At 60.4% G+C, this 13,794-nt stretch carries 11 protein-coding genes and 2 pseudogenes; 6 read left to right on the top strand and 7 right to left on the bottom strand.

All coding sequences use genetic code 11. From position 1 onward, the window contains the following. Positions 1-92 precede the first annotated feature (92 nt). Entirely contained in the window at positions 93-3,275 is a 3,183-nt protein-coding gene (locus KZO25_RS13720) for an ATP-binding protein (protein ID WP_223137393.1), read from the top strand. Here the strand turns inward: KZO25_RS13720 and KZO25_RS13715 are convergent. The 5 genes and pseudogenes from KZO25_RS13715 to KZO25_RS13700 form a co-directional block, all read right to left on the bottom strand. Beyond that, positions 3,198-3,620 (bottom strand): hypothetical protein, encoded by a 423-nt coding sequence (locus KZO25_RS13715; RefSeq protein WP_262489018.1) that lies wholly within the window; start codon positions 3,618-3,620, stop codon positions 3,198-3,200. The genes KZO25_RS13720 and KZO25_RS13715 overlap by 78 nt on opposite strands. Positions 3,621-3,678: 58 nt before the next feature. Continuing rightward, positions 3,679-3,867: a hypothetical protein gene (locus KZO25_RS20230; RefSeq protein WP_410505410.1), complete on the bottom strand. Its 189-nt coding sequence runs from the start codon at positions 3,865-3,867 to the stop codon at positions 3,679-3,681. A gap of 83 nt (positions 3,868-3,950) precedes the next feature. Beyond that, a pseudogene (locus tag KZO25_RS20225) lies at positions 3,951-4,256 on the bottom strand (O-methyltransferase); the annotation flags it as partial. A gap of 26 nt (positions 4,257-4,282) precedes the next feature. Next, the gene (locus KZO25_RS13705; RefSeq protein ID WP_223137391.1) at positions 4,283-5,026 is read right to left on the bottom strand and encodes a sulfite exporter TauE/SafE family protein; all 744 of its coding nucleotides are present in this window, start codon (positions 5,024-5,026) and stop codon (positions 4,283-4,285) included. A 3-nt stretch (positions 5,027-5,029) separates the two neighbouring features. Continuing rightward, complete coding sequence (locus tag KZO25_RS13700) at positions 5,030-5,194, bottom strand: hypothetical protein (protein WP_223137390.1); 165 nt, start codon at positions 5,192-5,194, stop codon at positions 5,030-5,032. 223 nt (positions 5,195-5,417) lie between these two features. Here KZO25_RS13700 and KZO25_RS13695 point away from each other — a divergent pair, with 223 nt between their 5' ends. Together KZO25_RS13695 and KZO25_RS13690 are read left to right on the top strand one after the other, a co-directional pair. Then, entirely contained in the window at positions 5,418-6,125 is a 708-nt protein-coding gene (locus tag KZO25_RS13695; protein WP_223137389.1) for a helix-turn-helix transcriptional regulator, read from the top strand. Between the two features lie 182 nt (positions 6,126-6,307). After that, positions 6,308-6,613: a hypothetical protein gene (locus tag KZO25_RS13690; RefSeq protein WP_223137388.1), complete on the top strand. Its 306-nt coding sequence runs from the start codon at positions 6,308-6,310 to the stop codon at positions 6,611-6,613. Positions 6,614-6,644: 31 nt separating this feature from the next. Here KZO25_RS13690 and KZO25_RS13685 read toward each other — a convergent pair whose 3' ends face one another. Then, positions 6,645-8,372, bottom strand: a complete 1,728-nt coding sequence (locus KZO25_RS13685) for an FAD-dependent oxidoreductase (RefSeq protein WP_223137387.1) — start codon at positions 8,370-8,372, stop codon at positions 6,645-6,647. A 289-nt stretch (positions 8,373-8,661) separates the two neighbouring features. On the opposite strand from KZO25_RS13685, the gene KZO25_RS13680 reads away from it, so the two are divergent. After that, entirely contained in the window at positions 8,662-9,366 is a 705-nt protein-coding gene (locus KZO25_RS13680) for a hypothetical protein (RefSeq protein ID WP_223137386.1), read from the top strand. A gap of 45 nt (positions 9,367-9,411) precedes the next feature. Here the strand turns inward: KZO25_RS13680 and KZO25_RS13675 are convergent, their stop codons facing one another. Further along, entirely contained in the window at positions 9,412-10,233 is an 822-nt protein-coding gene (locus tag KZO25_RS13675; protein WP_223137385.1) for a class I SAM-dependent methyltransferase, read from the bottom strand. 352 nt (positions 10,234-10,585) lie between these two features. Here KZO25_RS13675 and KZO25_RS20035 point away from each other — a divergent pair. After that, positions 10,586-12,565, top strand: a pseudogene (locus tag KZO25_RS20035) (type VI secretion system Vgr family protein); the annotation flags it as partial. 24 nt (positions 12,566-12,589) lie between these two features. Next, positions 12,590-13,794, top strand: a 1,205-nt coding sequence (locus KZO25_RS20030; RefSeq protein ID WP_410505409.1) for a DUF6531 domain-containing protein, incomplete at its 3' end; no start/stop codon positions are given.

Genomic DNA, 13,794 nt, shown 5'->3' with positions numbered 1-13,794 from the left:
CTCCGCTTCGCTCCGGCTTTGCCACCGGAGATGTCGGGCGTAATAAGCCAACCCCCTCACACTCTCCATAAACGCAGGAGAAAGCATCAACAGTGATCATCCCCCAAGATGGGCGCTTGCGGCTGGATCGTGAGCGCTTGAAGCAGCATCGCAAACGGCTGGGCCTGAGTCAGGAGGCGCTGGCCGAGTACTGTTTTGATCGGCGTTTGTGCGTCTCTATCGCTTCCATCAAGCGGGCCGAGAGTGGCAAGGCGGTGCTCTATCGTACCGCCCGCCACCTTGCTGAGATCTACGGCGTTGAGGTGGAGGCGCTGTCGGTGGAGGCCGAGGAGGCTTCCGCCGTGTCCGCCGCCGAGGTGGAGGAGATGGAGAGCGCCCGCGTGCTGATCCAGCTGCATGTCATGGCGGCCGACAAGTCGGCCCTGGCGAGCTGTGTCCAGCATTTCGGCGGTAGCCTGGCGGAAGGGGGCACGGCGCTGTTCGGGTTGCCCCGGGCGTACCGTAGCGATGCGCAGCGTGGCTTGCTGTGTGCCGCCACCCTGGTGGAACAGGGGGTGGCCAGTAGCGTTTACCTTCAGGCCGGCCACTGGCCGGCTGCTGCGCCCCCTGCGATAGCGAAGGACCCAACCGGTATCTGGGTCGAGCGTGGGGTGGCGGTGCAGTTGGCGGAGCGTTTCGTCTTCGACGATGAAGGCGGGGAGTGGCTGCGCTATCGCCATCCCCGGGGCGAGGCGCACGAGGCCCGCTTCGATCTGGTGGGGCGCCGGGTGGAGCTGGGGCAGCTGCAAGCCATCCTGGAGAGTACCCGGGCCTACCAGGCCGGGCATCTGGTCTATATCCGCGGGGTGGCGGGTATCGGCAAGACCCGCCTCAGCGCGGAGTTTGCCGAGATGGCCGCGGCCCATGCCGATCATCACCAGGCTGAGGTGCTGGACTTCGGTACCCGCGCCGATGAAGGCCCGCTGATGCAGCTCACGCGCTCGCTGCTGCAAGCTTCCGGTGAGGTGCAGGGGGAGGTGGAGGGTGAGGGGCAGGGGGAGGTGCTAGATGAGGCACAACTGCTCGCCCGCCTCTCGGCGCTGCGCCTGCCGGTGGATCATGCCATGCTGCTGCGTCCGCTGCTGGGGTTGCCCCAGCCGGAGGAGGCGCAGTCTCTCTATGCGGCCATGACTCCCGCGACTCGCAGCCAGCGCCTGGTACAGGCGCTGCGCGACGTGCTCCTGGCGCGCTCCATCCATCGCCCTCAACTGCTGGTGGTGGAGGACCTGCACTGGGCCGACGAGGCGCTGTTGGCCACTCTCACCGGGCTGCTGCAGGAGACCCAGGAGGCGCCGGTGATCTGGCTGTTTACCTCGCGCCTGGAGCAGGACCCGCTGGAGACCCGCCTGCGGCCGCAGTTACCCGAGCTGCCGCTCACCCTGATCGAGCTGCCGCCGCTGCGCGCCCAGGAGGCCGAGGCCCTGGTGGCTAGCTTCGGCACGGTGCCCGCCGAGCACGCCGCCCGCTGCGTGACCCAGGCCCAGGGCAACCCGCTGTTCCTGACTCAGCTGCTGCTGTTCCATCCTCACCGCAGCTTGCCGGCCAGCCTCGCCAATCTGGTACAAACCAAACTGGACCAGCTCACCGACCTGGATCGCCGGGCCATGTGCATCGCCGCCGTGATGGGTCAGCGCTTCTCCCTGGCGTCGCTCCAGGAGGTGCTGGGGCAGGCCGATTACCAGCCCGAACTTCCCCAGCGCTACAGCCTGGTTCGCCCGCTGGAAGAGGGCAGCTACCGCTTCGTGCATGACCTGATCCTGCAAGGGATCTACGAAGGCATTCCCAAGATTCAGCGCGACCGCCTGCACCTGCGCCTGGCCGAACTCTACGGCGAGGCGGAACCGGGGCTGCGGGCGCGCCACCTGCACCGGGCGCGCTCGCTGGAGGCGCCGAGTGCCTTCTTGCAGGCGGTGGCGGCAGAAATGGCCCGCTACCGCCACGAGGAAGCCCTGGCGCTGCTGAAGCAGTGTCGCTCCATCGACTATGCGCCGAAGGATGATTATCGGCTGATGCTGCTGCAGGGCCAGGTGGCGATGGCCACCGGGCAGGTCCAGGCGGCGCGGGAGCACTTCGAGGCGGCGCGTGCGTTCGCCCGGGAGGAGTGCCACCGCATTACCGCCGATCTCTGGCTGGCCCGGGTGCTGAACATGCTCGATGCGCTGGAGGCGGAGGAGGCGATACTCGATGTCCTGCTGCCCCAGGCCGAGGCGCTGGAGGACCCCTTGCCCCTGGCCGAGGCGCTCTATCTCAAGGGCAACCTCTATTTCCCCCGGGGCAATTTCGCCACCAGCCGGGCCTATCACACCCGCGCCCTGGAGCAGGCCCGCCGTGGCGGCGACGTGCGCACCGAGATCCAGGCCCTGAGCGGGCTCGGCGATGCGCACTATGCGGAGGGGCAGATGCGCAGCACCCTCGAGCTGTTCGACCACTGCGTTACGCTCTGCCGAACCCATGGCCACGCCGACCTGGAGGCCTCCAATCTGTTCATGCTGGGTACGGCGCGCATCTACGCCAACGAGACTGACCAGGCCCTCGCCGACTGTTTCGATGCCGCTGAGCTGGGCAAGCGTGTCGGCAACCGGCGTGCCGAGGTAGTGGCACGGCTGACGGCGGGGTGGATTCTGATCTCCCAGGGCGATCCCCAGGCGGCGGACGAGCAGGTGGAACAGGCATTGGCGGTGGCTCGTGGCCTGGGCTCGGGCCGTTTCGAAGCCTTCCTGCTGGAGAGCCGTGCCCGGGTCGAGCTGATCACCGGGCGACTGGAAGAGGCGCGAGCCAGCATTGGGCGCGCCTGGCAGTTGGTCGAACAGAATGGGCTGAAGGCCTTTATCGGCCCCTGGGTGCTGGGCACCCGGGCGCTGCTGGAAGAGGATCCCGAGGTTCGCTTGGCGACTCTGAAACAAGGCGAAGCGCTGCTGGACGCCGGCTGCGTGGGGCACAACGGCTATCGCTTCCTGATCGCGGCGGCGGAGGTCAGCCTGCTCGACCAGCGCCCCGACGCGGCGCGTCACTATGCCCGGCGGCTGACCCAGCTGATGGCGGCGGAGCCCTGTGCCTGGGGCGAGCACCACCGCGCTCTGATCGAGGCTCACGCCGATTGGCTGGAAAGCGGCCAGAACAGCGGTGAGAAGAGCAGCGAGGAGAGCGCCCTGGAGGCCTTACGGGCGTGCTGGCACCGTGGCGAAGCCGCTGGCCTGCTGATGACACTGCCTTGCCTTGCTGCCAGGCGGTGCTAGCCGCAGGGGATCAGTACGACGCTCCGGTGCCGCCAGCAGCAGGGCGACGAGATGCGCCGATTGTTCCAGGCACTGTTCCTGCAGGCCGGCACCGCGAGTCCAACCGCCGGCAAACAGCAATGGGCAACCATCCTGATGACCCTCGAAGCGCCGCCGGGCGGTGGTCTGGTTATAGCGCTCGATCTCCGTTTGCGCCTCCAGGCAGTTGGCATCCAGCACGTTGTGCTTGAACAGGGTCCAGGCCTTGGCCTCCACGGCGCTGCTCAATGGCGGCAGCCGGTCGCGGTAGCCTGCCTCGCCGGGTGCCTTGGCCTCTATGGTCAACGCCTCTCGGCGCCTTCCCATGTTCACGCAGCCTGCGCAGCTCGAGTTTCTGAGCGGAGTAAGGGAGTAGTGGTCCCCGTTACGAAGGTTTATACACGACATATTCACCTTTGCCTATAGGTAGAAGCGTGGTTGAAAAAGATTCTTGATTTGTAAAGTAAGACATAAAGTTCATAAGCTCTGACTTGTGCGATATAGCATTGTCACAAATAATAACTCCCCCTGGGGAAAGGAGGCGAAGAATATAGTTAACGTTGGGGTAGTACAGGCTGCGATCACCGTCGAGGAAAATAAAATCAAAGATATCGTTCGTTTTTTTAAGTAATCTTCAAAATTTATTTCTAGAATAGATATCTTATCGTTTACACTTGCTGCTTCAAAATTTTTCTTAGCTTCTTGTATTTTGGCATAGCTATTTTCAATCGTGACTAACCTGCCATCGTTAGGAAGCCCCAGCGCGAGCCAAATTGTAGAATAACCGTTAGATGTACCAAACTCTAGGACTTTCTTGGCGCGTACAGCTTTTAAAAATAGCGAGAGGAACTCGCCAGTTTCTCTTGAAATATTTAAATATTTCTCTTGTTTGTTTTCTGTCGCAAAATCGTTTTCAGCACCTTTCCGCTCTAGCTCATATAACAACTTCCAAGGCAAACTCATCACATCACTCCATATCGAAACAGCAGCTACAGTTTTGATACAACTATATACACACCTAAAAGTAAAAGAGAAATAAAGAATACTGGCAAGAATGCTGCCGCTGGCATTCTCTTACGAATAGCGGATCCGACAGCCATTCCAAAAAAAGCAGGAATAAGAGAAAGAATTGATAAAATGCCGAGATTGAAATTTAGATAACCTCGCCAGTACAGGGTCATAGCCAAGGTAATTGCGGAAAGAGAAAACAGAATGCCCATTGATTGGATAAGCTGATCCCTGTTAAGGCCAATAGATTGTAAATAAAATACACCGGGCACTGCGGAAGAACCAGTGATACCTGTCAGGATGCCATTACACGTACCAGCAGTAATGCCTGCGATAGGCTCATGGGCCTCGCGCAGATTTATACGCAGTTTGAAAAGACCTGACACAGCGTATGCTACAAGCACTGCCCCCAAGATAATCGAGGGGATATCACCACCGATGCTTGTCGAAACCCAACTGCCTAAGAAAACACTAGTCGTTGCGGTAAAAAAAAAGACAACGTGGTTGGTTGTTAATGCTTTTAGATAGGGCCCGTTCAATCCTTGAACAAGATTCGTTAGCAAAGCTGGCAAGGCGACAAGAGCCATTGCAGCGTGTAACCCCATTGTGGCAGTTATGATACCAAGAACAAGAGGCGGTAAGCCAAGGCCTACCACCCCCTTTACTATGCCCGCGATGAAAAACGCAGAAAAAACCACCGTTAGTACCTCGAGTTGGATATCCATAATTTAAGCCAAAGTATGAAGTGTTGGATAAGATGTTTCTTTTCCATGCTCAGCGAAGACTCTCAAGGCTTTTATAACGTCATTGAGTTCTTCCACAGTTAGTTGCGGTGGCTTATTTCCTGAAAAACTGTCTGCAAGACGCTGGATGTCTTTTACTTTGGCATCCATGATGACCTCTCCTTTTTGGGTCGATAGTGTTAGCTTGAACTGTAACTACTGCGATATGAGCACTTTATTTATATCATGGTTGGCATGATTAGGGAACTGTCCTAAAGTACAGCCGAATATTAATTGGGATATTTATGGCCCTAACGTGCCCCAGTATCACTGTAAGTTATTCTACTATAAAGTCATAAAGGTGATATGCTTGCCTAAAAGAGGGGGCGTATGTATGATCGGTGATATTGAAAAACAGTTGAAGGAAGTAACCAGTAAGGCTGAATTTGTTGCATGCTTCGAAGAGTCGCTGCTGAGCTGTGGCATAGAGAGGTATGCATATGTTTATACACCACTATCTCCTGGTCAAGTAAGCGATGTTTATATTTTAGGGAATTATGATGACAGCTGGGTGCGCATTTATAAAAGTAATAAATTTTATCGAACTGATCCGGTCATGCTGCTTTCATCACGATCCTCTTTGCCATTTTTCTGGACGGATATACCAACAAAAATAAAAAAGGAGTCTGATATATTTGATCTTGCCCACGACTATGGGATCGGTAAAGGGTATTCTATCCCCATGCATGATCCAGGATGTAGCTTTGGCTCACTCCATTTTTCCACAGACCTTAACGATGCCACCTTTGAATCTCGGATCTTGCACAATTGTTACTTGTTAAGGTTGCTTTCGATTATGGCCCATAATTATTTTTCCCAAGACACGAAGCCGCTTAATGGCATCAACTTTAGCGAGCGTGAAAAAGAGTGTCTTTTCTGGGTCTCGCAAGGAAAAACGTATTGGGAAACTGCTGCAATACTTGGAATAACTGAAAGAACTATAAAGTTTCACATGAATAATATGGCTAAGAAACTTGACGTGGCCAATGCAAAGCAGCTGATTGCCAAAGCCTTAGCTATGAACCTGTTATCCGAAACTTAAATATATGTCGTTTGACTTGCCATAGTATTTAGTGGCTATTGTTTCGTAGTATGCTGTTGTGGATGGGAGTAGGTCGTAATATATTGTTTCTTTTAAATTTCCCTTTCCTGACGATAACACCTTTATTTCCCAGTCGACTAACATAAGTATTTGTTCATTTGTTCATTTGTTCATTTGTTCATTTGTTCATTTACTATTACTTCATAGCTTTTGACTCCATTTTTTATTGCGAAACTGAGCATGCACGTGCCCGGGTCGAGCTGATCACCGGGCGGCTGGCCGAGGCGCGAGCCAGCATCGAGCGCGCCTGGCAGTTGGTCGAACAGAATGGGCTGAAGGCCTTTATCGGCCCTTGGGTGCTGGGCACCCGGGCGCTGCTGGAAGAGGAGCCCGAAGTACGCTTGGCGACCCTGTGCCTGGGGCGAGCACCACCGGGCCTTGATCGAGGCTCACGCCGACTGGCTGGAAATCGGCCAGAACAGCGGTGAGAAGAGCAGCGAGGAGAGCGCCCTGGAAGCCTTACGAGCGTGCTGGCACCGTGGCGAAGCCGCTGGCCTGCTGATGACACTGCCTTGCCTTGCTGCCAGGCGGTGCTAGCCGCAGGGGATCGGTACGACGCTCAGGTGCCGCCAGCAGCAGGGCGACGAGGTGCGCCGATTGCTCCAGGCACTGCTCCTGCAGGCCGGCACCGCGAGTCCAACCGCCGGCAAACAGCAATGGGCAACCATCCTGATGACCCTCGAAGCGCCGCCGGGCGGTGGTCTGGTTATAGCGCTCGATCTCCGTTTGCGCCTCCAGGCACTCGGCATCCAGCACGTTGTGCTTGAACAGGGTCCAGGCCTTGGCCTCTATGGCGCTGCTCAATGGCGGCAGCCGGTCGCGGTAGCCTGCCTCGCCGGGGGCGGTGGCCGCCAGCGTTGCGGGTGCGTCAAGTGGTGAGGATTGCCGCTCGAGCATCTCGCTGCGGGGAATCCGGTTGAGATCGTCCACCAGGGAGACGAAGAACTGCGGCAGGCCGGCCTGATTGTAGGCAGGGTTCTCGGCATCGTTCTGGTGGCGGTTCGCCACGTAGTCGATACGGTAGGGGAAGAAGGTGTCTTCCGGGTTGCGCACCTCGATGTTGTAGGTCCGCCACAGGTTGCGATTGGCCGGCAGTCGGCCGGCGGCGGTGTGGCAGACGCTGAAGCTGCGCGTGTAGCGCACCTTGCCGAGGATATGCTGCAGCGCCCGCTGGGTGTCGCTCAGGCCGTCGCCGAACGTCAGCAGCGGCAGGGCGTCTTCGGCATGGGTGGCCATGATCAGCAGGTCGGCTTCCCAGCGGCGTTCACCGGGATCACGCTCCGTCAGCGTCACGCCCTGGGTCGAGAGGCTTGCCTCTACCTCGATGCCGCGCAGGATCTCAACGCGGGGACCCGGCGTATTCGGGCTGGTGATGTGCGCGGCCAGGGCCTCCAGCCAGTGCTGGGCACCGTGCTCGAAGTAGCGGCGGTCCGGGGGCGAGCCGCCCTCCTGAATGCGGTAATACTCGAAGGGGGCCTGGAGCGGCATACCGCCCGGGCCGCGGTCGTCGGCGAAATACATGGCCGAGATGCGGGGGTAGTAGATGGTCTGTCGGATACGCTCCAGCCGCACTGGAAGCTCGGGGTCCTGCCAGTCGATGGTAACGCTCAAACGCTCCGCCGCCGCGGCCAGCATATCAGCGGGGGCGGCGATACAGGCGTCGAAGAAGTCATCCACCGTATAACGCGGCGTAATGCGGCGATTCTCCACCAGGTCGATGGCGCTTTGGTGGACCACAGGGATCAGCAGCGCCAGCTGGCCTCCATCGACCTTGCTCAACTCGTGGTTCGGGTCGCTGACGCCGCGGAACAGGTCCTTGTCATCGGTCAGGGCGATGCTCCCGTCACGGCTGAAATAGCTCTCGGTGTTCTCCAGGGGCTTCATGCGCTCCAGCTCGCCGATCTCGCCGAGTATCGTGCGCAGCCGGTGGTAGGTGGCCAGGTTGACGTCATTGACCCCCAGGTCGGCCCAGCGGCGGTAGGGCGAGTCGGGCTTTCCGGGATGGCGCCGACAGCCCAGGTCGACCCACACCGTCTCGGCGTTACCGCCAAGGGTGGCCTTGCGCTCGAAAACGGTGACCTCGAGCTGCTGGGCCGCCTCGCTGGCAAACTTCTGTAGGTAATAGGCCAGCGACAGGCCGGAGACCCCGCCGCCGATGATGGCGACCCGTAGCGGTGCATGGTCCATGATGATGTTCCCAGGTGACGATTTCCTCAAGGATCAACCAAGAGCACGTCGTGACCAAGGGGGTAACATCAGCTGATACCGAAGTGATCCGTTGCGCTTCGTGAGCCCTTTGCAGCGCTTGTGGTGATCTCTTCACTGCCGCGATACCGTGAGCTTCGCGTTTCAGGCCAGGCCGGTCTACCTGAGCATTCTTGACTTCGACAGTCACAGTAACGCTGCGGCTCGCTATAGACCTGATTGCTGGCCAGCATGTGGCCGGAGTTGTACAGGCTGCAATTTATGACGGTTAATGGATAAACACCTGATGAAGCGTTTACTTGCCACCATATTCCTGGTGTGCGTTTTTTTGCTGGCGGGCTGCGGGTTGTTCAGTGATCCCGATGAGCGGGTCGTCTTTCCGCCGGAGCCTGATTCCAGGGAGTATCAGTATGTGGATCTGGCCCAGCATATCGCTTCGGAAAAACCCTGTTACCTAATCTCTCGCGATAGCGTATCGGTCGCCCCGCTAAATGCACCAGGAACGCGAGCAAACAAAATTCGCTCGCACTGTTTCTCAACCGTAGCGCAACGTACCGCACGACCGGAGCTTTGCGAACACGTCGTCTCCGTCAGCACATTGCTCTATGCAGGTCACGCGAACGATCGCGCACGATGCGTCCAGGAGGCCAGCCGGGAAAGGGCACCGGCTGGGGTGGGAATGATCGATCATGATTCCATGTTTGAGCTGGCCGGGTTTTCGCAGGATAAGGTCGTCGAGTTAATGCATTCCTATCGGTTGCCGGCTAATGGCCGCTACTGTTTGATCTTTTCTCCCGACTTCTTCGAGGCAATCGAACGGATGCCCCGCTTTTCCAACGCGGATGACCTGGAATCGATGAAGCAGCTTCAGTGGAAACCGCACCCCTTTCTGGCGCTCCAGGGCTTCCCATGTACGGGAAAATTTACGGACACTGAGCGGCCTGCAACGGAGTCGCCCCCGGTGATCGCGCAGTGAAAAGCGCGCTGCTTATCCGTGTACCGCCCGACGAACAGACGCGTGTCACGCCGCCGCCCGGATAGCGACTACCTTCAGGTACTGTGCCTTGACTCGGGTGCTGCCGTCGGTGGCTTCGTTGTGCCGGTCCCAGTGCGTCTCGAGATCACGACGCAGTGCCTGTCGCCCATCTTCCTCCAGCTTGGCCCAGGCGCGTTCAATGGGGCCGAAGAACACTCTGTGGAACTCCACCACTTCGGGAACCGCAAACGGATACTCCAAGGTGACGGTGACCGGTGAAGTGCTTAGGTCACTTAATCCTTCATTCAGGCGCTGGCGTACCGTGTCGGGGTCGCCCCAGAGTGCGGGTGAGGGCAGCCCTGCCGGGGGTGGCACATGGCGACCAACGATCTTGAACATGTCGCCGATAAAGGTATCCGGCATCCAGTTGGCCATGGCGATGGTGCCGCCGGGGCGGCACACCCGCACCATTTCAGCCGCCGCACGCTCGGGGCGCGGAGCAAACATGGCCCCGTACATGCTCACCACGAACTCGAACGCGGCATCGGGCTGGGCGAGGCTCTCGGCATCGCCTACCTCGAAGTGAATGTTCAAGCCTTCGGCTCGTGCCCGGGTGCGAGCTTGTTCGATCAGGTTGTCAGCGATATCGATGCCCGTCACCGACGCGCCGGCACGGGCCGCCGGAATCGCCAGGTTACCCGTACCACAGGCGACATCGAGCAGTCGTTTCTCGGGCGTGATGTTCAAACTGGAAATGAAGTCATCGGCATGATGCTGGATGAATTTTGCGACTTCACCGAAATCGCCTGCCATCCAGGTCTTGCGCATGCCTTCCTTGATGGTCTGGATATCAGAAGTGGTGCCCATATGGCCCCCTCGCATGGTGTGCCCATGCATCGTTGTTGTGGGTTCGGGGTGCATTATTCAGTGTAGATGTTCCTGCCTCGCGTGACTGAGCTTTGCAATAACCTAGGCAATTTGCCCAACTTTTCTCTAGCCCCCGAGTCAGTTACCTGGCTCGGGGGCTCTTCGTTTCTACCTCCTCATTCCTTGACCGCCGACGCCAAGCTCAGCTACGACCGATTTTGTAAGCCATTTCCTACACTGCTGTCGGCGAAGCCCCACAGATAACGGCTCTTGTCACTGGTATGCTCTCCGCGTTCCGCACGATTGACTAATAAACGTATAACAGTGGTATCTCCAGACGCAGGGAGGCGTAATGGCCAAGGCAAGCGGATTGCAATTCACCTTGACCCTAGCCGGGGCCGAGGACGTGGCGGTCATCGAGTTCACCCACCGCGAGCAGCTCTCCGCGCCCTTCGAGCTGACGGTACGCTTCGCCAGCCGCGACCCCGACCTGGGTCCCGACGCTATCCTCGACCGCGAGGCCACGTTGACGATCTGGCAGGATGGCGAGGTGCTGCGCCGTATTCACGGTGTGGTGAGCGAGTTCGGCTGCGGCGATAGCGGCCACCGCCGTACCTTCTACCATGTGGTGATTTCCCCCGCGCTGTGGCGCCTTGGGCTGCGCCAGAACTCGCGTATCTTCCAGCAAGTCTCGCCGCTTACCGTGCTCAACACCCTGTGCGACGAGCACGGCCTGAGCGACGTGGCCTTCGCCGCCACCCGCGAGCCCGAGTCCCGGGAGTACCTGACCCAGTACCGCGAAACCGATCTCGCCTTCGTCCAGCGCCTGGCCGCCGAAGAGGGCTTGTTCTACTTCCACGAGTTCGACGACGGCCACCGTCTGGTCTTCGCCGATGCGCCCCAGGTGCTGTCTCACCTGGGCAGCCGCAGCTACCACGGCCGTGCCGGCGGCACGCCGCCCCAGCGCCATGTGCGCAGGGTGCAGCAGGTCGCCCGGGTTGCCCCGGCCTCGGCCGTGCTCAAGGACTACTCCTTCAAGAACCCTGCCTATTCCCAAATGCATGAGGCCCAGTTGCACGACCATATGGCCGACGGGCTTGAGGAACATGCGCAAAGAACCGACTACGAGCACTACGACTACCCCGGTCGCTACAAGGCCGACGCCTCCGGCGAGGCCTTCACCCGCATTCGCCTGGAAGCGCTGCGCCAGAACGCCAGCACCGCCGACGCCGAGAGCGACCTGCCCGAACTCGCCCCGGGCACCCGCTTCACCCTGACCGACCACGACCTCGACGAACTCAACCAGGACTGGCAGGTCATCCAGGTCGTCCACCACGGCACGCAGCCCCAGGCCCTGGAAGAGGACGGTGTCGTTCAGGGAGACGGCCAGGACGAGGGGAATGGCGGCATGACCAAGTACTACAACGAGCTGGTGCTGATGCCCGCCGACCTGACCTGGCGCCCCACGCCCAATGCCAAGCCCCGGGTCGACGGCCCGCAGGTCGCCTTCGTTGTCGGCCCCGAGGGCGAGGAGATCCACTGCGACGAGCACGGCCGGGTCAAGGTGCAATTCCCCTGGGACCGCTACGCCGAACCTAACGAAACGGCGAGTGCGTGGATTCGCGTCAGCCAGGACTGGGCCGGTGGCGGCTACGGTAGCATCGCCATTCCGCGGATCGGCCACGAGGTGATAGTCAGCTACCTGGAGGGCGATCCGGATCAGCCGCTGATCACCGGGCGCACCTATCACGCTGTCAACACGCCACCCTATGAACTTCCGGCTCACAAGACCCGCACCGTGATCCGCACCCAGAGCCACCAGGGCGAAGGCTTCAATGAACTGCGCTTCCAGGACGAAGCCGAGGGCGAGCAGATCTGGCTTCACGCCCAGAAGGACCTGGAGCTGCTGACGAATCACAATCGCACCGAAGAGATCGGCAACGACAGCCACCTCACGGTGCACCGCAACCGCATCAGCGAGATCCACGCCGACGACCACCTCACCGTGCACGGTCAGCGCCACGTCCAGGTCGACGGCGACGACCACCTGACCGTCGGCGCCACCCGCCACGAAAAGACCGCCCGCGCCCAGCTCACCGAAGCCGGGCAAGAGATACACCACAAGGCCGGCAGCAAGACCGTCGTCGACGCCGGTGCCGAGATCACCCTCAAGGCCGGCGGCAGCTTCATCAAGCTCGACCCCAGCGGCATCACCATCGTCGGCGCCCAGGTCAAGATCAACTCCGGCGGCAGCCCTGGCTCGGGGAGTGGGCAGGGGGCGGTGGCCGCGTTGCTGCCGGGTGCCGCTACATCGGAAGCGAGCGAGGACGTCACGCTCAAGTCGGTCGGTGCCGGCCTGTTTTCTCAGCTAGGCAACCTGCTGGATCTCAACAATCCCGCCATTCTCGATGGCCTGGCCAACCGCTGCAGCGCCTGTGAACCCGCGGTAGGCAGCCCAGTCAACCCGCTGCTGGGCGCCAAGCTGCTGCCCGCCGAGACCGATTTCGCCCTGCCGGCACCGCGGCCCTTCACCTTTAGCCGCGGCTATCTCTCCGCCAATGCCCGTATCGGTGTGCTGGGCCAGGGTTGGTCGGTACCTGGCGATGGCCTCTCGCTTACCCTGCGCACCGATGCCTGCGTGATCCACGACGCCCAGGGCCGCGACATCACCTTCGGCCCGCTGGAACCGGGGCAGACGCGCTACTCGCCCACCGAGCAGCTTTGGCTGCGGCGCGGCGGCGAGCCGGCCGAGGTGGGCGAGAGTGAGATGGGCAGGGAAGAGATAGGCAAGGATGGCGAGAGCACTCGCTGGCAGGCCCTGCCCGAAGCGCTGCGGCATGATCCCCAGGCGATCGTGCTGAGCGACGCAGGCGGCTTTTATTACGTCTTCGCGCCAACCCCGGAGGCCGCGTCCACCACCTGGCACCTCAGCCAGGAGCTGGACCGCAACGGCTACTCCACCACCTATCGTTGGGAAGCCGGACTGCTGATCCAGGTTGAGGACAGCGCCGGACGCCACTACCGCTTCGAGTACGAGGCGTTGCTGCCCGCCAGCGAACAAGACAGCGGACAGCGCCTCAGTGGCGTTCTCTTGGTGCGCGAGGCCGATGGCAGCGCCCAGGACGACTGGCTGGTGCGCTATGCCTATGGTCCCGAAGGCGACCTGGCCAGCGTGCGCCACCGCCATGGCGAGGTCGTGCGCGAGTTCGAATGGCAGGATCACATGCTGACGGCCCACCGCGTACCTGGCGGCATGGAAGCTCGCTACACCTGGGATCGGTATGCGCCGGAAGGCCGTGTGATCGCCCAGGAGGAGAGCGGCGGCCTGGCGCGCAGCTACGCCTATCATCCGGACCACACCCTGGTGACCGACAGCCTCGGTCGCGAGGAGCGCTATCACTTCAGCGGCACAGGCCCCGGCCAGCTCTGGACGGCCCACACCCGTGCCGATGGCTCGGTCATTAAATTCCGTTACGATCACGCCGGGCAGCGCATCGCCACCGTCTATCCGCTGGGTCGCGAGACCGTGCTCGAGCGCGACGAAGCAGGGCAGGTCACCGC

The sequence above is a fragment of the Halomonas sp. ANAO-440 genome, from assembly GCF_019915905.1.
GTDB lineage: Bacteria > Pseudomonadota > Gammaproteobacteria > Pseudomonadales > Halomonadaceae > Halomonas > Halomonas chromatireducens.
Note: the sequence above shows the minus strand (reverse complement) of the source record. Positions and strands in the feature narration are given on the sequence as shown.